The sequence below is a fragment of the Stomatobaculum sp. F0698 genome (genome assembly GCF_030644385.1).
Lineage (GTDB): Bacteria > Bacillota > Clostridia > Lachnospirales > Lachnospiraceae > Moryella.
This window is the reverse complement of sequence record NZ_CP130060.1, coordinates 908438-926671: the sequence shown is the minus strand read 5'-3', so window position 1 is coordinate 926671 and position 18234 is coordinate 908438. Positions and strand designations below refer to the sequence as shown.

At 55.2% G+C, this 18234-nt stretch carries 23 protein-coding genes; 1 reads left to right on the top strand and 22 read right to left on the bottom strand.

Features of this window, described 5'->3' with window-relative positions; translation table 11 throughout:
* From QU660_RS04400 to QU660_RS04350, 11 genes are all read right to left on the bottom strand, one after another.
* A complete protein-coding gene (locus QU660_RS04400) occupies positions 1 to 501 on the bottom strand; it encodes a lysozyme inhibitor LprI family protein (RefSeq protein WP_304947106.1) in 501 nt (166 codons plus the stop codon).
* Complete coding sequence (gene rnhA / locus QU660_RS04395) at positions 488 to 979, bottom strand: ribonuclease HI (protein WP_304947105.1); 492 nt, start codon at positions 977 to 979, stop codon at positions 488 to 490. The genes QU660_RS04400 and rnhA overlap by 14 nt, the downstream gene beginning before the upstream one ends.
* A gap of 13 nt (positions 980 to 992) precedes the next feature.
* Entirely contained in the window at positions 993 to 1706 is a 714-nt protein-coding gene (locus QU660_RS04390; protein WP_304947104.1) for an ABC transporter ATP-binding protein, read from the bottom strand.
* 9 nt (positions 1707 to 1715) lie between these two features.
* On the bottom strand, positions 1716 to 2474 hold the full coding sequence (locus tag QU660_RS04385) for an ABC transporter ATP-binding protein (protein ID WP_304947103.1): 759 nt from the start codon (positions 2472 to 2474) through the stop codon (positions 1716 to 1718).
* Positions 2475 to 2487: 13 nt separating this feature from the next.
* A complete protein-coding gene (locus tag QU660_RS04380; RefSeq protein WP_304947102.1) occupies positions 2488 to 3546 on the bottom strand; it encodes a branched-chain amino acid ABC transporter permease in 1059 nt (352 codons plus the stop codon).
* Position 3547: 1 nt separating this feature from the next.
* The gene (locus tag QU660_RS04375; protein ID WP_304947101.1) at positions 3548 to 4429 is read right to left on the bottom strand and encodes a branched-chain amino acid ABC transporter permease; all 882 of its coding nucleotides are present in this window, start codon (positions 4427 to 4429) and stop codon (positions 3548 to 3550) included.
* Between the two features lie 72 nt (positions 4430 to 4501).
* Positions 4502 to 5704 carry an ABC transporter substrate-binding protein gene (locus QU660_RS04370; protein ID WP_304947100.1) on the bottom strand — a complete coding sequence of 401 codons (1203 nt, stop codon included), beginning with the start codon at positions 5702 to 5704 and terminating at the stop codon, positions 4502 to 4504.
* Between the two features lie 171 nt (positions 5705 to 5875).
* Positions 5876 to 6874: an NAD(P)H-dependent glycerol-3-phosphate dehydrogenase gene (locus tag QU660_RS04365; RefSeq protein ID WP_304947099.1), complete on the bottom strand. Its 999-nt coding sequence runs from the start codon at positions 6872 to 6874 to the stop codon at positions 5876 to 5878.
* Positions 6874 to 7527: a glycerol-3-phosphate 1-O-acyltransferase PlsY gene (gene plsY / locus QU660_RS04360; RefSeq protein WP_304947098.1), complete on the bottom strand. Its 654-nt coding sequence runs from the start codon at positions 7525 to 7527 to the stop codon at positions 6874 to 6876. Before plsY ends, QU660_RS04365 begins: the two co-directional genes overlap by 1 nt.
* A 3-nt stretch (positions 7528 to 7530) precedes the next feature.
* On the bottom strand, positions 7531 to 8865 hold the full coding sequence (gene der / locus QU660_RS04355; RefSeq protein WP_304947097.1) for a ribosome biogenesis GTPase Der: 1335 nt from the start codon (positions 8863 to 8865) through the stop codon (positions 7531 to 7533).
* A 29-nt stretch (positions 8866 to 8894) separates the two neighbouring features.
* Positions 8895 to 10271 (bottom strand): DUF512 domain-containing protein, encoded by a 1377-nt coding sequence (locus QU660_RS04350; protein WP_304947096.1) that lies wholly within the window; start codon positions 10269 to 10271, stop codon positions 8895 to 8897.
* Positions 10272 to 10420: 149 nt separating this feature from the next.
* Here QU660_RS04350 and QU660_RS04345 point away from each other — a divergent pair, with 149 nt between their 5' ends.
* Positions 10421 to 11632, top strand: a complete 1212-nt coding sequence (locus tag QU660_RS04345) for a ribose-phosphate pyrophosphokinase (RefSeq protein WP_304947095.1) — start codon at positions 10421 to 10423, stop codon at positions 11630 to 11632.
* 62 nt (positions 11633 to 11694) lie between these two features.
* On the opposite strand, the gene QU660_RS04340 is transcribed toward QU660_RS04345, so the two are convergent.
* The 11 genes from QU660_RS04340 to rpsP all read right to left on the bottom strand — a co-directional run bounded on the left by QU660_RS04340 (position 11695) and on the right by rpsP (position 18185).
* Positions 11695 to 12309 (bottom strand): HD domain-containing protein, encoded by a 615-nt coding sequence (locus QU660_RS04340; RefSeq protein ID WP_304947094.1) that lies wholly within the window; start codon positions 12307 to 12309, stop codon positions 11695 to 11697.
* Positions 12306 to 13193, bottom strand: coding sequence for a peptidoglycan editing factor PgeF (pgeF, locus tag QU660_RS04335; RefSeq protein WP_304947093.1), 888 nt, complete (start codon positions 13191 to 13193; stop codon positions 12306 to 12308). The genes QU660_RS04340 and pgeF overlap by 4 nt, the downstream gene beginning before the upstream one ends.
* A gap of 62 nt (positions 13194 to 13255) precedes the next feature.
* Positions 13256 to 13621, bottom strand: a complete 366-nt coding sequence (locus QU660_RS04330) for a YraN family protein (protein ID WP_304947092.1) — start codon at positions 13619 to 13621, stop codon at positions 13256 to 13258.
* On the bottom strand, positions 13618 to 14286 hold the full coding sequence (locus tag QU660_RS04325; RefSeq protein WP_304947091.1) for a ribonuclease HII: 669 nt from the start codon (positions 14284 to 14286) through the stop codon (positions 13618 to 13620). Before QU660_RS04325 ends, QU660_RS04330 begins: the two co-directional genes overlap by 4 nt.
* Positions 14261 to 15139: a ribosome biogenesis GTPase YlqF gene (gene ylqF / locus QU660_RS04320; RefSeq protein WP_304947090.1), complete on the bottom strand. Its 879-nt coding sequence runs from the start codon at positions 15137 to 15139 to the stop codon at positions 14261 to 14263. The genes QU660_RS04325 and ylqF overlap by 26 nt, the downstream gene beginning before the upstream one ends.
* Before the next feature lie 16 nt (positions 15140 to 15155).
* Positions 15156 to 15707 (bottom strand): signal peptidase I, encoded by a 552-nt coding sequence (lepB, locus tag QU660_RS04315; protein ID WP_304947089.1) that lies wholly within the window; start codon positions 15705 to 15707, stop codon positions 15156 to 15158.
* A 210-nt stretch (positions 15708 to 15917) separates the two neighbouring features.
* On the bottom strand, positions 15918 to 16265 hold the full coding sequence (gene rplS, locus QU660_RS04310) for a 50S ribosomal protein L19 (RefSeq protein WP_304947088.1): 348 nt from the start codon (positions 16263 to 16265) through the stop codon (positions 15918 to 15920).
* A 114-nt stretch (positions 16266 to 16379) separates the two neighbouring features.
* Positions 16380 to 17132 carry a tRNA (guanosine(37)-N1)-methyltransferase TrmD gene (gene trmD, locus QU660_RS04305; RefSeq protein ID WP_304947087.1) on the bottom strand — a complete coding sequence of 251 codons (753 nt, stop codon included), beginning with the start codon at positions 17130 to 17132 and terminating at the stop codon, positions 16380 to 16382.
* Complete coding sequence (rimM, locus tag QU660_RS04300; RefSeq protein WP_304947086.1) at positions 17132 to 17686, bottom strand: ribosome maturation factor RimM; 555 nt, start codon at positions 17684 to 17686, stop codon at positions 17132 to 17134. The genes trmD and rimM overlap by 1 nt, the downstream gene beginning before the upstream one ends.
* A gap of 21 nt (positions 17687 to 17707) precedes the next feature.
* The gene (locus tag QU660_RS04295) at positions 17708 to 17935 is read right to left on the bottom strand and encodes a KH domain-containing protein (protein WP_304947085.1); all 228 of its coding nucleotides are present in this window, start codon (positions 17933 to 17935) and stop codon (positions 17708 to 17710) included.
* Positions 17936 to 17939: 4 nt separating this feature from the next.
* Positions 17940 to 18185: a 30S ribosomal protein S16 gene (gene rpsP, locus QU660_RS04290; RefSeq protein WP_304947084.1), complete on the bottom strand. Its 246-nt coding sequence runs from the start codon at positions 18183 to 18185 to the stop codon at positions 17940 to 17942.
* Between the last annotated feature and the right edge of the window lie 49 nt (positions 18186 to 18234).

Sequence of the window (18234 nt, the reverse complement as noted above, 5' to 3'; positions counted from 1 at the left end):
CTAACGCAGACGCTCCTTATATTGTTCCAAAAGCGCATAGGCCCGCGCTCTTGTATTCTCCGCCTGCTCCTTTGCGGAAAGAACCGTTCTGTTCTCCCCTGTGCCGCGCTTTTTTCGCCAATCCTGTTGATCTTTTAAAAAGGCCGCAGCTTCCTGATCGCTCAGTACATAAGGAAGAACCTGACAGAGCGCATTGAGCTGTGTCTCCCAGTAGCGCAATTCTTCGCTCGCAAAGCGCTCACTGTCCGCCTCGCGCTTCTCGGTCTTCTCTCTCTCCCGGAGCAGGGCAATAATACGATCGGTGTCCTCGAACTTCTTTTTAAAGTCCCGATAGCCGTAGCCCACTTTCAGACTGTTTTCCCCCTGTACCCTTTCTTGCAGCGCAACACGCGCAGCAATGCGACGCCGCTTTTCATTCAGTACGGTATTGATGAGGAGTGTCAGCAGGATGCCAAAGAAGAGGACAGTTGCGAAAAGACGCCATCTCTCATGCCGTCTCATCGACCTTGTCCTCCTCAAATGCGCGGTGATCCGCGGCATCGGTTGCGAGCGCGTCACAGCGCTCGTTTTCGGTATGCCCCGCATGCCCCTTGACCCAACAGAATTCTACCCGGTGAGGCGCCATTGCCTTTAACAGGCGCTTCCAAAGATCTATATTCTTGACCGGCTCATTCTTACCGCGCGTCCAGTTCTTTTTCTGCCAACTGTCGATCCAGTGCTGATTAAAGGCATCGACCAAATAGCGGGAATCCGAGTAAACCGTCACCTCACAGGGGCGTGTCAGTGCCTCAAATCCCGCAATGCAGCCGAGCAGCTCCATGCGGTTATTTGTGCTCTTTCGAAAGCCCTGTGAGAGCTCTTTCTCGTGTATCTTCCCGCTGCCGTCCGTTACCTGCAAAATAGTGCCGTAGCCCGCCGGTCCCTCCGGGTTCCCGCGCGCGGCGCCGTCCGAAAATAACTTGACCTTCGTTAAGCTCATATCTCCATCTGCCTTATTCGCTGAGATAAGCGCTCTTCACTTCGGCATTGTTTAAGAGCGCTTCCGCCGTACCGGAAATTCGTATGGTTCCCGTTTCCAGGACATAGGCGCGGTTTGCGATGGAGAGCGCCTTTTTCGCATTCTGTTCGACCAGAAGCACCGTGGTTCCGCTCTCATGAATGGACTTAATGATATCAAAAATCTCATTCACATAAATCGGCGAAAGTCCCATCGAGGGCTCGTCGAGCACCAGCATCTCCGGCTTACTCATGAGAGCGCGTCCCATGGCGAGCATCTGCTGCTCACCGCCCGAGAGTGTTCCCGCGAGCTGATTCTTTCTCTCCTCAAGTCGCGGGAAGCGGCGATAAATTTCCTTTAGGGTCTCTGCCTTCTCTTCCTTGCTGCGGCGCGTAAACGCACCGAGTTCCAGATTCTGTAAGACCGAGAGCTGGGAAAAGACTCTTCTGCCCTCCGGAACATGGGCGAGACCGCGCCGAACAAGCTGATATCCCGGAACATGGGTGATGTTTTTCTCGTTATAAATCACCTCTCCGCCGGACGAAGGCAAGAGCCCCGTAATCGTGTGCAGCGTGGTCGTCTTTCCGGCGCCGTTTGCGCCGATCAGCGTCACAATCTCACCGCGATTCACTTCAAACGAGATACCGCGTATCGCATGAATCATTCCGTAGTAGACATGTAAGTCCTTCACCTTGAGCAATGCGTCCATAAGTCCTCCTTACTCACCGAGGTAGGCCTTCACGACCTCGGGATCGTGAAGCACTTCCTGGGTATCTCCCTGTTTCAACAGTTTTCCGAAGTTCAGGACAGTCAGGCGCTCGCAGATGCCGGAGACCAACTTCATATCGTGCTCAATGAGCAGTATGGTCATGTGAAAGCGCTTCCGCACCAGCTGTATGGTCTCCATGAGCTCGGCGGTCTCATTCGGATTCATGCCGGCCGCCGGCTCATCGAGCAATAAAAGCTTCGGCTCGGTTGCCAAGGCGCGTGCAATCTCAAGCTTTCGCTGCGAACCGTAGGGCAAGTTCTTGGCTTTCACCTCGGCCATCTGTTCCAGATGAAAGACCGAGAGCAACTCTTCGGCCCGGCGATTCATCTCCTTCTCCTGTGCACGGTAACGCGGCAAGCGGAAAATCCCCTCAAAAGTCGAGTAGGAATGATGATTGTGAAGTCCCGCCTTAACATTGTCGAGCACCGAGAGGTTCGAGAAAAGACGAATGTTTTGGAAGGTTCTCGCGATGCCGGCTTGGTTGATCTCGATGATGGATTTTCCGGTTAACTCCTTGCCGTCCAGGCGAATGGAGCCGTTGTCCGGACGATAGACACCGGTCAACAGATTGAATATGGTGGTCTTTCCGGCACCGTTCGGCCCTATCAGTCCCGAAAGTTCATTCTCCTGTAATTCCAGCGAGAAATTATCGACCGCCTTCAGACCGCCGAAGGAGATGCCGATATTTTTCACTTCTAACATAGCCATAACTTCTCCTCCTTTATGCCTGTTTCTCGGGCTTGCGGATGCCGGAGAAAATTCGCTCTCGATACTGTATAAACGCGGGGGCGGAGGTAAAGAGCATCATAAGAATCAGGACAATCGCATAAATCAGCATGCGGAAATCACTGAGTCCGCGGAGCAACTCCGGCAGCGCGGTCAAGACCACCGCCGCAATGACGGAGCCGCGCATATTGCCGATTCCGCCCATCACGACAAAGACCAAAATTGCGATGGACATATTATAGCCGAAATTCTTCGGCAGTGCCTGTAAGGTACTCAGATTGTGCGCATAGAGCACACCTCCGACGCCCGCAAGTGCCGCTGAAATCGTAAACGCGAGGAGCTTATAGCGGGTCACATGAAGACCGACCGACTCCGCCGCGATTTCATTGTCTCGAATGGCCATAATTGCGCGTCCCGTGCGGGAGCGAATCAAGTTCTGCACAACAACGAGCGAAATCAGCAAGAGGACGATGCCGGCAAAAAAGCTCGAGAGCCGCGGCGTTCCGGTGATGCCCTGCGCCCCCTTAATGAGAATCTTGCCGCCGGTCTCCAGTTTTAATGCCGCCGTATCTTTGAGCGATACATGAATGCCCTTCGCATCCACACCGAGATAAAGCGCGTTGATGATATTTTTGACAATCTCACCGAACGCAAGTGTCACGATCGCAAGGTAATCGCCCTTAAGACGAAGCACCGGTATACCGATCAAAAAACCGAAGAAAGCCGCAACCGAAGCGCCGATTAAAACGGCGAGTGCAAAGTCAAGCCCGCCCGGGAGTTTGCCGGCCATGAGATTCGTAAAGAGGGCCGAACTGAATGCGCCCACACACATGAATCCCGCATGCCCAAGCGACAGCTCGCCCGAGATGCCGACCACCAAATTCAGACTGACCGCAAGTATCGCATAGGTGCAGAGCGGCACGAGCAGTCCCTTAAAGAGGGAGCTCACAGCGCCGCCGTTCACCAAAAGCTGTACGATGACAAAGGCGATGACGACAAGGGCATAGGTGATGCAATCATTGATAAATGCTTTTTTTTCAGAGCTTCTGTTCATATTACACCTTCTCTCTCATCTTTTTCCCGAGTATGCCGGTGGGCCGCACCACCAGAACCAAAATGAGCACCGAGAAAACAATGGCATCCGAGAGTTTGGAGGAGATATAGGCCTTCGATAGATTCTCAAGCACACCGAGCAGCAGTCCGCCGATCAGCGCGCCGGGAATTGAACCGATTCCGCCGAGGACCGCGGCGACAAAGGCTTTGATGCCGGGCATCGCGCCGGTGGTCGGCGTCAGCGTCGGGTAAGCCGAGCAGAGCAGCACACCCGCAAGCGCGGCAAGCGCAGAGCCGATGGCAAAGGTCAGTGCGACCGTCGCGTTGACATTGATGCCCATCAGCGTTGCAGCGCCCTTATCCTCCGCCACCGCAAGCATGGCCTGACCGGCGCGGGTCTTGTTGATAAAGGTCGTGAGCGCCACCATGACAAGGAAGCAGGCGGCAATGGCAGCGACGGTCTCACCGGATATGACCAGTTGCCCGTTTGCGAAACTCATCGACTGAATCGGAACCACCGAGCGAAAGCTCTTCGGATTTGCACCGAAGATGAGCAAGGCCAAGTTTTGTAAGAGATACGATACGCCGATTGCCGTAATCAAGACCGCAAGACTGTTCGCGCCGCGCAGCGGCTTGTAGGCGACACCTTCGATGATCACACCGAGTGCCGTGCAAAACAACACCGAGAGCAGTACGGCTACGGAGGCCGGTAGGTTCAGCGCGGACATCGCCGTAAATGCGACATAGCCGCCGACCATAATGATATCACCGTGCGCAAAGTTCAACATCTTCGCGATGCCGTAGACCATTGTGTATCCCAGGGCAATGATGGCATAGATGGATCCCAAACTGATGCCGCTGAGAAAATAAGACAAAAATTTCATAACCGCTCTCCTTTTATGATAAAGAAAGGGCTGCAAACTACGCAGCCCTTTCGCTCATTCCGTTCGTATGCGTCAGTCTTCAATCGACTGGTAAGCGCCGTCCTTGATCACAACTGCCTTGGGCTCCTTGGACGGAGAACCGTCCGCATTCCAGGTGATGGTACCGGTGAGACCCTCAAGCTGAATCTCCGTGATTGCCTGCTCCATTGCCTTGCCGAGTTCTTCCACGGACATCGACGGATTCAGATTTGCCTTCTCCGCCGCTGCCTTAATCGCATACATACCGTCATAGGTATCCGCTGCGAACTGAATCGGAACCTCCTTGAAGCGCTCCTTGTATGCAGCGACAAACTTCTGCGTCTTCTCATCCTTCGCATCCGCGGAGAACGGGGTCAGAAGCATAAGGCCCTCCGCAAGCGACTTGTCAAAGCCCTCGAGGTTCAGAATACCGTCCATACCGTCGCAGCCGAAGAAAATCGGGCTGTAGCCCATGTCCTTGCTCTGCTTCAAGACGAGCGCCGCCTCGGTGTAGTAGAAGGGCAGGAAAACAAGCTCTGCGCCGGAATTACGGATGTTCTGAAGCTGAATGTTAAAGTCCGTCTTATTGTCTGCCGTGAACTGCTCGTCCGCAACAATCTGAAGACCGTTCTTCTCTGCGTTCTCGACAAAGCTGTCGTGAATACCGCTCGAGTAAACATCGGAAGAGTCGTAGAGGATACCGATCTTCGTTGCGAGCTTATGGCTGCCGATGTACTCCGCGGACTTCTCACCCTGCTGCGGATCCGAGAAGCAAACCGCAAAGGTGTTGGAATTCGCGATGCAGTCCGGCGCAGAACCCGACGGGGTCAGCTGGAACATATTGTCCTTCACGGACTCATTCGAAACCTGAATGCAGGGCGCGCTCGTAACCGTACCGAGCAGCATCTGCATGCCCCAGTCCTTCAAGTGGTTGTATGCATTGACCGACTTCTCGGCATCGTGCTCATCATCGTCGAACTCAATTTCGACCTTGTAGCCGTTGATACCGCCCGCCGCGTTAATCTCATCCACCGCAAGCTGTTGTGCGTTCTTGCAGGAGAGGCCGTAAACCGCCGCGCCGCCGGTCACCGGGCCGATACCGCCGATTTTCCAGACCGCACCCTCAGCGCCCGTCTCGCTCTGTCCTTCAGCCTTGCTCTCACCGGATGCCTTGCTCTCAGTGCTCTTCTGCTGTCCGCAAGCCGCGAGGCTCAGGACCATAGAAGCAGCCAAAATTGCCGATAACACTTTTTTCATACTGACTTCCTCCCAATTCAACATACCAAACAGATATGTCGAAGATTATAAAGAGCATATGTAGAGATGTCAACCGGCGAGACGCAAAATATAGAGATTCGGCAGTTTTGGTATTTGCCGTTCCGTATCCCCATCGCTTTTGGTTTCTTTGATGAAAGAGCGTTCTTTCTTTTATATATGATTCCACTCCGCAACCGGATCGCGCTCCATGAGCATCTGCACGGCTTCCGCCGCCGAAAGGCCCGAAAACAGTACGCGGTTCACAACCTCGACAATCGGCATTTCGACCTGCTCCCGCTCTGCGAGCGCAAGTGCCGCTTTCGCGGAGTAAACGCCTTCCACAACCTGCCCGACCTCGCGCATGGCTTCTTCCATCGACTTGCCCTGCCCGATCAGGATGCCGGCTCTCCGGTTTCGCGAGTGCATACTCGCGCAGGTCACAATGAGGTCGCCGATGCCGGTGAGACCGGCGAAGGTCTCCCAGTTTGCCCCGATTTTCACACCGAGACGTGCGGTCTCGGCGATACCGCGCGTAATTAACGCAGCCTTCGTGTTGTCTCCGTAACCGAGTCCGTCTGCAATGCCCGCGGCGAGCGCAATCACATTTTTGACCGCGCCGCCGAGCTCAATCCCTCTCACATCGGTTGAAGTATACACACGGAACACACGGTTCATAAAGAGCTGTTGCACCTTCGCGGCAACTTCGCTGTCCTCCGCTCCCGCGACGCAGGTCGTCGGGAGCCGTCTTGCGACTTCTTCCGCATGACTCGGTCCGGAGAGACAGGTCACAAGCGCATCCGGAATCTCCTGCTTGACTTCATCCGTCTGAAAGAGAAGACTCTTGTCTTCGATTCCCTTGGCAACACAGACAATGAGCTGTCCGGGCTTCACAAAGGGCTTTACCTCTTTGGCGACACCGCGCGTATACACCGATGCGGTGGCAAAGACCAAAAGCTCTCTCCCCTCCGCCGCTTCCTTTAAGTCCGAGGTAAAGCAAAGGCTCTCGGGAAGTTCGACTTCACCGAGTGCCGCGGACTTCCGCGTGCGTCGAAGCTCTTCGGTCTGCTCCGCAAAGGGAGACCAAAGCGTTACCTCATGTCCGTTGTCCGAGAGCAGCATTGCGAGCGCCGTACCCCAGGCGCCCGCCCCCAATACCGAAGCCTTAGCCATCACTTCACCTCCATACCGCGCGTAAACAGGCGCAATGGGCTCTCTTCGCCGCGCACCAAGCGCCCGATGTTCGCGCGATGGCGGAAAATCGAGAGCAGCGGGTTAAAGAGGCCGAGCGCCAGGAATTCAAGACTCTGTGTCTCTCCGACCGGCAGCGTATGCCGGAAGTAGAGAACCGACACGAGTACCAATAAAAACACCATCGAAAGAATGGATGAGAGCGAAACATAGTGAAACAAGAAGCAGGTTACAATGAAAAGGAGGCACCACGCGAGCGCAACGCGCCAGTCGAGCGCAAGCAGCACGCCGACCGTACTTGCAACGCCCTTTCCGCCTCGAAAGCCGAGGTAGAAGGGATAGTCATGTCCGAGCATGACACCCGTCGCCGTCCAAAGCGCCATGAGAAGCGTGAGCTCCGGCTGTCCCGCAAAATAGTGACGTGCGAGCAAGCAGGGGATAATCGCCTTCGCCGCATCGAGCAATAGGACCAGAATACCGGCTCCGGTTCCCATGACGCGGAGCGAATTGGTCGCTCCGGTCGAATGGCTCCCGTAATTCCGAACATCTATGCCCTTCGCCTTGCCGAGAAAATAACCGCTCTGAAAACTACCGAACAGATAACCGATTGCGAGCCAGAGTATTTTTTCCATCATCAATCACTCCTTATCCTTTCCCTGCCGCTCCCGGATAAAGAAGCGCAGCATGGTCCCGCGGAAGCCGAAAGCTTCTCGGATACGGTTTTCAAGATAGCGCTGATACGAAAAATGCATAAGTTCCTTGCTGTTCACAAAGAACACGAAGGTCGGCGGTTTCACCGCAACCTGAGACGCATAGAAAATCTTCAGTCTGTGCCCCTTGTCGGACGGCGGCTGCTTTAAAACCGTCGCCTCGGTAATAATCTCGTTCAAGACGCCCGTGCGGATACGCAGCGTCTGAGAGGAACGTATCATGTCAATGAGCTCAAAGAGCTTGTTCATGCGCTGGCCCGTCGCAGCCGACACAAAGAGGAACTCCGCATAGTTCATGAAGGAAAGGGTTCCCTGAATCTTTTCGGTGAACTCCTTCATGGTCTTCCCGTCCTTCTCGACAAGATCCCACTTGTTCACGACCACGAGTATGCCTTTGCCCTTCTCATGGGCCACACCCGCAATCTTTGCATCCTGCTCGGTTACGCCCTCGCTCGCATCGATGACCAGGAGCACGACATCCGCCCGCTCCACCGCAGTCACGGAGCGGATGATGGAGTAGCGCTCAATATCCTCGTGAATCTTGGACTTTCGCCGTATGCCCGCCGTGTCAATGAAGACATACTCCTGCCCCTCGTGCACCACGACCGTATCGATTGCGTCGCGCGTCGTTCCCGCAATGTCCGAGACAATCACGCGGTTTTCGCCGAGCAGGCGGTTGATGATGGAACTCTTTCCCACATTCGGTTTTCCGATCAGCGCTACCTTCGGGCGCTCGTCCTCTTCCTCTTCCGTCTCCGAAATCGGCGGGAAGTGCGCCTCAACCGCCTCGAGCAAATCTCCGATGCCGAGGCGGCTCGCCGCCGAAACCGGAACCGGATCTCCGCAGGCGAGGTTATAGAACTCGTAAATATCGTTCTCAAACTTTGCGAAACTGTCCACCTTATTGACCGCGAGCACCACCGGCTTCTTTGCGCGGCGCAGCATGTCCGCGACGCGGTCGTCCGCATCCGTGACACCGGTTCTCACGTCGGTGAGAAAGATGATAACATCCGCGGTATCTATGGCGATCTGCGCCTGCTCGCGCATGGAGACGAGGAGCTTGTCTCTCGACTCCGGCTCGATACCGCCGGTGTCAATCAGCGTGAAGTCACGATTGAGCCAGCTGCAGTCCGCATAAATTCGGTCCCGGGTGACACCGGGGATGTCTTTGACAATCGAAATCGGCTCTCCCGCAATTGCATTGAAGAGCGAGGATTTTCCCGTATTCGGCCGTCCGACGATTGCGACGATTGGTTTACTCATTTCCTTCTCCTTTTCATAGCGCAAGGCGTTCAGCCTTTGTGAAATTTCTCGGTTGCAAGTTCATAGGCGCTGCCGCCGCCCATGTAGCTGTATTCCCTGTCATTGATTGCGTCCACCAGATCATCCCCACCCATGCCGATGATAACGCAGCGAACACCGAGTTCCCGCTCGAGATCCGATCGCGTCATATCGTCGAGCAGCACTTCCTCGCCGCTTCGAAACACACACTGCGGCAATAAGAGGCGGTCGCCGAGGGGCTTGCCCCGCAGTCCGTCCAGGATGTCCCGTCCGGTAAGTAACCCGGTCACCGTAATTTTTTCGCCGAAGAAATGATTCTCAAGCGGATAGAACAGGATGTTCTTCGCGGGAAGCTTCTCTCCGATGCGCGCAAGTTCCCGCGCGAGCGAGGGCGCGGCAAGCAGACCGCTGAAGGTGCTCACGGTCTCTGTCTCGGCAGACGGCACGACGCTTTGAAGCGCCTCAGTGATTTCCTCGTGTAAGAGGGTCAGCATGCCGACACCGTTCTCAAGCTGCGGATAACCGTCGTAGCGAGAGGGCTCGGGGAGCGGCCGACCCGCGGTCAGATAAAACTCATCCGAGGCTTGAACAAAGTGGATGCCACACTTTTCCATGGCAAGGCGCTGCGTCTCTTCTATAATATCGATGGCTTCGGCACAGTCCTCAGGTCCGAGAAGCTCCAGTTTCTCCAGCTTGTCTCGGTAATTTGTAAGACCGACCGGCACCACCGATACCGACTGCATGAGAGGCGCATAGCGGAGTAAATCCGTGAGACTGCGGCGCAATTCATCCCCGTCGTTATAGCCCTTGCAGAGCACAATCTGCCCGTTCATCTGTATGCCCGCGTCATAGAGCTTATCGAGGTAGCGCAATTTTTCACCGGCAAAACGATTTTTCAGCATGCGCACACGAAGCGAGGGATTGGTCGTATGGACAGAGATATTGATGGGCTCCAGTCGATATTTTATGATGTGCTCAATATCCGCGTCCTTCATATTGGTGAGCGTCACATAATTTCCCTGGAGGAAACTGAGACGCGAGTCATCGTCTTTAAAATAGAGTGTGTCCCGCATTCCTCCCGGCATCTGATCGATGAAGCAAAAAATACAGCCGTTTGAGCACGAGCGATATTCGCTCATCAGGCCGTTTTCAAAGACCAGACCCGGATCCTCTCCGCCGTTTTCAATCTCGTACTCCCACTCCTCACCGTCCGGCTTTAGGACGAGCAGGGTGATAACTTCCGCGCTCACCTGGTAGCGGTAGTCGAAGACATCCGCAACCGCTTTTCCGTTTACTTCCAAGAGGCGGTCTCCCGCCGCAATTTCCAACTCCGCTGCGGCGCTCCCAGGCTCCACGGCGGCGATTACATGTCCTAAGTTTTCCGCCACAATCCCACTCCTTTGCTTTATCGCATTTTACATGAATTAGCCCTGCTTTGCAACGCGACCTTGCGGCAAAGAATTGAAAATGCTATGATTTAGAAAATATGCCATGTCTCAGACAGACCACGCTATTTTTAGAAGGAGAACGAAGAAAGATGTCAAATCAGTCCACCGAAAACAATCGTCTTCCCGTCGCGCCGCTGAAAATCGCTGCGCTCGAGAGCTGTCGTGATCTCGCGGAGAAAGTAAACGCCCATCTCGTACGCATGCGCGCGTCCGGCGAGGAAGAAACCGAGGAGCGTCGCCGCTCCCTTCACTATCGCGGCTATGACGCCGATTCCTATCTCCTCTCCATCAGTTGCCCGCGCTTCGGCACCGGCGAGGGCAAGGGTGTCATCAACGAGTCCGTCCGCGGCTCCGACCTCTTTGTCATGGTCGATGTCACCAATTATTCTCTGACCTACAAGGTGGACGGCAACGAGAACCACATGTCTCCGGACGACCACTTCCAGGACTTGAAGCGTATCATCGCGGCCGGCGGCGCTGCTGCACACCGCGTCAACGTCATCATGCCCTTCCTCTATGAGGGCCGTCAGCACAGAAGAACCAAGCGAGAGTCCTTGGACTGCGCTTACATGCTGACCGAGCTCGCAAATATGGGCATTGAAAACTTCATCACCTTCGACGCTCACGATCCGCGTGTGCAGAACGCGACCCCGCTCTCCGGCTTTGACAACTTCATGCCGACCTATCAGTTCATTAAGACCTGCTTCTTAAACATTCCGGATCTGAAGGCCGACAAGGAAAACCTCATGATTATCAGCCCGGACGAAGGCGCAATGGATCGTGCCATCTACATCTCGAACATCCTCGGCGTCGACACCGGCATGTTCTACAAGCGCCGCGACTACTCGAAGATTGTCGACGGCAGAAACCCGATTGTCGCACATGAGTTCCTCGGCGCGAGCGTGAAGGACAAAGATGTGCTGATTATCGACGATATGATTTCCTCCGGCGAGAGCATGCTCGACACCGCAAAGAACCTGAAAGACCGCGGCTGCAGACGCGTTATTGTCTGCGCGACCTTCGGTCTCTTCACGAACGGTGTGAAGAGCTTCCGCGAGAAGTACGATGCCGGCATCATCGATTATGTCTGCACAACCAACTTAAACTACCGGAGACCGGAACTCCTCGATGAGCCCTGGTATCTGGAGGCGGATATGAGTCCCTATCTCGCTTATATCATCGACAGCATCAATGCGGATTCCGCATCGAGCGACAAGCTCTCTTCTACCCAAAAGATTCAGGACTTCCTGAAAAACCTACAGAACGAGGACTACCAGTACTTCGGTTCCGTGATTGAGTAAACGCAGCACACAAAACGGAGCGCGGCTTTCGCCGCGCTCCGTTTTGTGTGTCTGTCATAACCTTAGCCTTGCTCGGGCGCCCGTGCCTCATCCCGTCTGATATGGCCCGCAGCCACGTGGCGCTTTAAGATTTCATCCGTGACCCGAAAGAGTTCGCTCGAGCCGAGTTCCGTGCGGCGCTGCCGCCCGTAGACCTGCTCCTCTGTCACCGCATGCTCTTTCCAGTCTCCGCCGTCGTTGCTGTCGTTTAGGAGGAGAGGCTGGAGGTTATCCATGGCGCGCGCAAAGCGCGCATCGGCACTCTCTCCCGCATCAAACTCCTCAAAGAGGGCTCGGAACTCTTCCGCCTGGTCTGTCGGCAGGAGCCCGAATATGCGCTCTGCGGCAGCGGCCTCCCGCGCCTCCTGGCTTTTCTTGGCAGCTTCGTCGTAGGCGTAGGTGTCGCCCGCATCAATCTCGACCACATCATGTAAAAGGCACATCAGCATGACCCGCGCAATGTCGACCGCTTCATTCGCGTATTCGCGAAGCAGATAGGCCATGAGCGCCATGTGCCAGGCGTGTTCGGCATCGTTCTCGCGCCGCCCGTGATTCGAGAGATGGGTCTGACGGAATACGGATTTCTCCTTGTCGAGTTCCAGCGCAAAGGCAAGCTGCTTTTTGAGCCTTTCCTTCATCGAGTACCGCCTTCTTCCGGCAGCCCCAGAAAGGCCGCATTCAGGCCGCGCTTTACCCCTTGGGCGCGGTGTGAAAACAGACGCTTCGCATTTCGATAGGTACAGACACCGCCGTCAAAAATCTCCTGTACGCCCGCGTTTTGCAGCAGTATATGATTTGCGCGCGCAAGGTCAAGTTGCCAGTGCCGTGCGCCGTCCTCGCCGATGTGCGGGTCTGTAAAGATGCCTTCCATGTCCCGATCCGTGAAGGTCTCGGCAAACAGGATTCGTACCGCCTCGCTTGTCTCGTAGCAAGCCGCCGAGATACCGGGACCTATGCCCGCAATCACATCCGAAGCTCTGGTTCCGTAGGCCTTCTGCATCTTCAAAAGTCCGGCGGACACAATGTTGTCTACCGTGCCGCGCCACCCCGCATGCAGCAGCGCAATCGCCTGATGGGCGGGATCGTAGAGATAAACCGGCAGACAGTCCGCGTGGTAAGTTACCAGCGTGATGCCCGGCACATTCGTCATAATTCCGTCGACATTGTCATAGGGTCGCGGAAAACGGACGCCTGCGCCGCGCTCAGCCATGGTAATTTCCTTAACATTGCTTGTGTGCGTCTGCTTTGCGACGGTCAGGGAGTCATAGCTCACGCCGAGCGCCGCGGCGATGCGGCGATAATTCTCTCGCACATGCTCCGGGTCGTCGCCGCGGTCAAACGAAAAATTCATGGTGCCGAGATAGCCCTCACTGACACCGCCCTGCCGTGTCGAAAAGCCGTGCCGAAGCTTCGGATAGGCGCGAAACGCCGGAAAATAGAGATAACTGAGTTCACCCGTCTCGGCTACCTCCATCTGATGCCCGGGCTCAAACTGCCAGGGGGGAAGCTGATAGTCTGCCATGCGATACACTCCTTTCTCTTGCTTTCAATGTACACCTCAATGCGCCGGGCGTCCACTGTGAACTATATTCTTGTCTCCCGAAATGCATCCTTAAGCCAAATAATCTCTTCTCCGAGTATCCCGATGGCATCGAAGCGCAGCGGCGTGTTTTCCGGCAACTGTTGCAGATAGAGATATTGCCGCGCCGCAAGAAATATCCGCCGCCGTTTTACACCGCCGATTGCCGAGAACGGAAGTCCGTCCTTTCCGCTGCGGCGATACTTGACCTCAAAGAAAATGAGATACTGTCCGTCACTCCCGATTAAATCGATTTCACCGCCGCGGCAATAAAAATTCCTGGCAAGTATCTCAATGCCGGCGGCACTGAGATATGCCGCCGCTTTTTCTTCATACCGCGCACCGATGGCGCGCGTGTTCTGTCTTCTCATGCCTCACTGCCGCCGAGCTCAAAATTACGAATAAAACTCCGGCGATGGAGCGGGGTCGCACCGTGCGCCTTGAGTGCCGCAATATGCGCCGCTGTTCCGTAGCCCTTGTTCTTTGCGAAACCGTATTCCGGGTAGAGGGCATCGCAACTCGTGATAAAGCGGTCTCTTGTCACCTTCGCCAGCACCGAAGCCGCGGCAATGCTGAGACTCTTCGCATCTCCCTTCACAATCGGGACCTGGGGAAGCGTGACCCCGGGTATCTTAACCGCATCGTTCAGACAGAGATCCGGCGCGGGGTTAAGCTTTGCGATTGCCTCCCGCATCGCTTCATACGTTGCCTGCAAAATGTTAATTTCATCGATGCGCGCGGGCGAGACCGTGCCGATGCCGTAGCTCACGGCCTTTGCACAAATTTCATCGTAGAGCGCCTCACGCCTTGCCTCCGAGAGTTTCTTCGAGTCGTTCAAAAACAGGATTTCCGCGTCGAGCGGCAGTATCACCGCCGCCGCAACCACAGGGCCGGCAAGCGGTCCTCTTCCGGCTTCATCGATGCCGCAGATGGCCGTGTAGCCCTTTGCCGTATAGTCTCGCTCAAAGGCGCGGAGCTGCTCCAGTCTTACGCGCTCTGCCTCGAGCTTCTCACCCTTCAGTGTTCTGAGTGCCATGCGCTTCTCCTTCCGGTGACTCCAGCGAAATGCGTCCCAGCGCGCCGCTTCGGAACTCATTGATCACGATGCCGGCCGCCTTTTCCGTATCGGGCTCGCCGCCCGCCATCAGACAGCCGCGAAGGCGCGCAATCTCCGTGAGCATCTCCGCTGCCGTCTCCGTCCCTTTGAGCTGATAGCGCTCCTTGGCCCCTTCCAGTTTCCCGTTGGTTTCCAGAAAGGCGAGCAAGGTCACGGCAAGTTCGGTTTTATCCACAATCATCTCGTTGACGGAACCGAGGAAAGCAATTTTCTCGCCGATGGCAGGGTCTTCGAATTTAGGCCAGAGTATACCCGGGGTGTCAAGAAGCTCGATGGACTGCTGAAACCGTATCCACTGGTTTCCGCGTGTCACGCCGGGCTTATTGCCGGTTTTCGCGGAACTTCTGCCGGATAGCATATTGATCAGGGTGGATTTTCCCACGTTCGGGATGCCTGCGACCATGGCTCGCACCGGGCGGTTTAAAATACCGCGCTTTTTGTCGCGCTCCCGCTTTGCGGCGGCCGCCGCCTCAATGGTCCGCATCAAGAGTTTACGGTTTCCGCTGCCGCGCGCATCCATAGCGATGCAGTGCGCGCCCTCCGCTTGAAAGCAGCGTATCCAGGCTGCCGTGGTCGCCGCATCCGCGAGGTCGGATTTATTCAGGACGATCACTCGCTCTTTGCCCTGTCCCAGTCTCCGTATTTCCGGGTTGCCGCTCGCCATCGGCGCTCTCGCGTCCAGAAGTTCGATTACCATGTCGACGATGCGCACATCGGCTTCCATCTCACGGCGCGCCTTGGTCATATGTCCAGGATACCACTGTATATTCATTTCGTTTCCTCAATTCTCAGCGGATGCGTCCCAGGGAACCGAAGGGTTGCATTCGGAACCACACCCGACCGCGTATCATTTTCCGCGTGACATTGCCTATACTCTCGGAGCGGGAATCTTCTCCCGACTCCAGATTGTCACTCAACACAAAATATTCGTCCCGACCGAGCGAAATGCTCTCGCCGACCCGTCCGGGACTCGTAATTTCCCCGAATTTGAGATGGGAAGGGCTCTCGAGAAGCTTGCCGTTCACATAGAGCTTGCCGTCCCGAATCTCGACGCTCTCGCCGGGCAGCGCCACGATGCGCTTTATATTGGTCTGGCCGCTGCTGCTCTTAAAGAGCACGATGTCAAAACGCTGGGGACCGAAGAGCTTAAAGCCGAAGCGATCCAAAAGCAGCCTATCTCCGTCCTCCATGGTGGGACGCATGCTTTGGCCGCTGTTCACCACCTGGGTTCCGAAGGAATAAACGATAAACCATGCAAAGGCGATGACCGTTACAATCTCAACAATCAGACGGCATATCCGCCGTAATAAACTATCTTCCGTTTCATACGCAGCGCGCATTGTATCTCCGTTCTATTCAAAACAGGGACTCAGCCCCGGATATTTTCAATGATCATAGTCAGTATAGCAGATTATTAGTATAGCATAAGAAACTCAGGTTTTTACTTACGATTCCATGAAACTAAAATGAGTGCCGATTCCGCACACAAAAAGAAGAACCATCATTTTCATATGAAAGATGATAGTTCTCCTGATATGCGGATATGATGTTTAGATGATCTCCTTGACCTTTGCAGCCTTGCCGGAGAGCTTTCTCAGATAGTTGAGTTTTGCTCTTCTGACCTTACCGCGGCGGATCACATCGACCTTGTCGACGAACGGAGAGCTGAACGGCCAAGTCTTCTCAACGCCGATGCCGTTGGAAATCTTGCGGACCGTGAAGGTCTTTCTCAGGCCGCCGTTCTGAATCTTCATCACAACGCCCTCAAACATCTGGACTCTCTCGCGGTTTCCCTCTTTGATCTTGTTGTGAACGCGGACGGTATCGCCGACGTTGAACTCACCGGGAACACGAATCTGCTCTGCTTCAATCTTCTCTAAAATCGGGTTCTGTCTCATTTTCTTTTCCTCCTGCAACATTCGACGTTCTTGGGCGCAAGCCTTTGCCCCAGCGGAACATCTCTTCATAAACAGCTTTACTATTCTAGCACGCCGACTTTAAAAGCACAAGGGCTAGCCTTCACTTTTCTCGGCTTCTTTTGCTTCCTGTTCGCTCAGGAACTTGCGGTCCGCTTTCGTGAGCTCCACCTTCGAAAAGAGGTCCGGCCTGCGCTCTCTGGTGCGAAGCAGAGCCTGCTCTCTTCTCCACTGCGCGACCTTTTTATGATCGCCCGACAGAAGTACGGGTGGCACGCGTAGGCCCTCATAGACCTCCGGACGCGTGTACTGCGGGTATTCGAGAAGATTTCCCTCGAAGGACTCGATCTCACCGCTCTCTTGGTTCGAGAGCACGCCGGGGGCCATGCGGCTGATGGCATCCACCATGACCATGGCGGGAAGCTCACCTCCGGTCAGCACATAGTCGCCGATTGAGTAGGGTTCTGCGGAGAGCAGTCGGAGTGCGCGCTCATCGACCCCCTCGTAGTGTCCGCAGAGTATCAATAACTCTTCTTCCTGCGCGAACATCTTCGCGTCCGCCTGGGTGAACTGCTTGCCCTGCGGCGTCACATAGACAACGCGCGGCGCCCTGCCCCGCTCTTCCGTGACCGCACGGTAACAGCGCAGTATCGGGTCTGCCTGCATGAGCATGCCCGCTCCGCCGCCGTAGGGTGCGTCGTCGACATGACCGTGCCGCTCCGTCGTATAGTCGCGAATATTTCGCACGTCAAAGCTGATAAAGCCCTTCTCCTTCGCCCTCCCGAGTATGCTGACCGAGAGCCCCTGCTCAATCATCTCCGGAAAGAGGGTCAAAATCGTAAAACGCATCAGATGAGCCCTTCCATGAGATGCACCTTTAAGAAGCCCTCCTTCGGATTCACTTCCAGGATGCAGTCCTTGATGTAGGGGAGCAGAAGCTCCGAGCCGTTCTTCCGTGCAACCGAGACAACCTCGTTTGCGCCGGTCGGCCATATGGCCTTCACGGTTCCCAGCGTCTCTCCCGCATCGCTGATGACGGGGAGCCCGATCAAATCCGCGACATAGAATTCGCCCTCTTCGAGCGCTATCCCTTCTTCCCGCGGAACCCAGAGTTCCATGCCGATGTACTTCCGGATTTCCTCCGGCGTATCGATGCCTTCAAATTTACAGATTGCCATGCGCTTAAAAAAACGGACCGAGCTGAGTTCCAATTGAACCGCCCGGTCTGTCTTCTTGCCGATGTAGCGCGCACCGCCTGGGTGCTGGGCGCTCTCCGGACTTTGCGCATGCACATATTTCAGCTTGCGAAAGCGTTCGGGCTCGTCCGAGGTCACATAGACCTTCGCCTCGCCGCGTATGCCGTGCACAGAGCTGATGACGCCGATTCTAAACTTGTCTGTCACGCGCGTTCCTCACTTTTATACTCAGTCAATGTCCAAAATGATGTGCTTTGACTGGCGAGCGGAAGCCGCTCTCAGGACAGCGCGAATCGACTTTGCGATCCGGCCTCCCTTGCCAATCACCCGTCCCATGTCGGTTTCCGCGACGGAGAGCTTCAGGACAATCGCATCTTCTCTCTCCTCTTCGGAAACACGCACTTCTTCCGGGCAGTCGACCAGCGCCTTTGCGATGACTTCCACCAACTCTTTCATCGCTTTATTCCGTGATGCCGGAGAGCTTCAGGAGCTTAGCGACGCGCGGGGTCGGCTGCACGCCGTTCTTCAGCCACTTCTTTGCCTCTTCCTCATCAAACTTGATCAGGCTTGGCTCCTTGGTCGGATCGTAGAGGCCGATCTCGGCGATGAAGCGTCCGTCACGCGGGCTTCTCTCGTCCGCGATGATAATGCGGTAAAACGGTGCCTTCTTCTGTCCCATTCTGCGAAGTCTCATCTTAACTGCCATTGTTGTTTCCTCCTAAAATCAAATGAATTGTATGTACAATGCAAAATTT

Excerpts from the sequence above, each read along its gene's own strand:
- rpsP (WP_304947084.1), bottom strand. The coding sequence starts at position 18,185 with ATGGCAGTTAAGATGAGACTTCGCAGAATGGGACAGAAGAAGGCACCG.
- ylqF (WP_304947090.1), bottom strand. The coding sequence starts at position 15,139 with ATGAATATACAGTGGTATCCTGGACATATGACCAAGGCGCGCCGTGAG.
- QU660_RS04385 (WP_304947103.1), bottom strand. The coding sequence starts at position 2,474 with ATGGCTATGTTAGAAGTGAAAAATATCGGCATCTCCTTCGGCGGTCTG.
- QU660_RS04365 (WP_304947099.1), bottom strand. The coding sequence starts at position 6,874 with ATGGCTAAGGCTTCGGTATTGGGGGCGGGCGCCTGGGGTACGGCGCTC.
- QU660_RS04295 (WP_304947085.1), bottom strand. The coding sequence starts at position 17,935 with ATGAAAGAGTTGGTGGAAGTCATCGCAAAGGCGCTGGTCGACTGCCCG.
- QU660_RS04330 (WP_304947092.1), bottom strand. The coding sequence starts at position 13,621 with ATGAGAAGACAGAACACGCGCGCCATCGGTGCGCGGTATGAAGAAAAA.
- QU660_RS04400 (WP_304947106.1), bottom strand. The coding sequence starts at position 501 with ATGAGACGGCATGAGAGATGGCGTCTTTTCGCAACTGTCCTCTTCTTT.
- QU660_RS04370 (WP_304947100.1), bottom strand. The coding sequence starts at position 5,704 with ATGAAAAAAGTGTTATCGGCAATTTTGGCTGCTTCTATGGTCCTGAGC.
- QU660_RS04390 (WP_304947104.1), bottom strand. The coding sequence starts at position 1,706 with ATGGACGCATTGCTCAAGGTGAAGGACTTACATGTCTACTACGGAATG.
- trmD (WP_304947087.1), bottom strand. The coding sequence starts at position 17,132 with ATGCGTTTTACGATTTTGACCCTCTTTCCGGAGATGATTGAGCAGGGG.
- QU660_RS04380 (WP_304947102.1), bottom strand. The coding sequence starts at position 3,546 with ATGAACAGAAGCTCTGAAAAAAAAGCATTTATCAATGATTGCATCACC.
- QU660_RS04345 (WP_304947095.1), top strand. The coding sequence starts at position 10,421 with ATGTCAAATCAGTCCACCGAAAACAATCGTCTTCCCGTCGCGCCGCTG.
- rplS (WP_304947088.1), bottom strand. The coding sequence starts at position 16,265 with ATGAGACAGAACCCGATTTTAGAGAAGATTGAAGCAGAGCAGATTCGT.
- plsY (WP_304947098.1), bottom strand. The coding sequence starts at position 7,527 with ATGATGGAAAAAATACTCTGGCTCGCAATCGGTTATCTGTTCGGTAGT.
- der (WP_304947097.1), bottom strand. The coding sequence starts at position 8,865 with ATGAGTAAACCAATCGTCGCAATCGTCGGACGGCCGAATACGGGAAAA.
- pgeF (WP_304947093.1), bottom strand. The coding sequence starts at position 13,193 with ATGGCAGACTATCAGCTTCCCCCCTGGCAGTTTGAGCCCGGGCATCAG.
- QU660_RS04375 (WP_304947101.1), bottom strand. The coding sequence starts at position 4,429 with ATGAAATTTTTGTCTTATTTTCTCAGCGGCATCAGTTTGGGATCCATC.
- lepB (WP_304947089.1), bottom strand. The coding sequence starts at position 15,707 with ATGCGCGCTGCGTATGAAACGGAAGATAGTTTATTACGGCGGATATGC.
- QU660_RS04325 (WP_304947091.1), bottom strand. The coding sequence starts at position 14,286 with ATGGCACTCAGAACACTGAAGGGTGAGAAGCTCGAGGCAGAGCGCGTA.
- rnhA (WP_304947105.1), bottom strand. The coding sequence starts at position 979 with ATGAGCTTAACGAAGGTCAAGTTATTTTCGGACGGCGCCGCGCGCGGG.
- QU660_RS04340 (WP_304947094.1), bottom strand. The coding sequence starts at position 12,309 with ATGAAGGAAAGGCTCAAAAAGCAGCTTGCCTTTGCGCTGGAACTCGAC.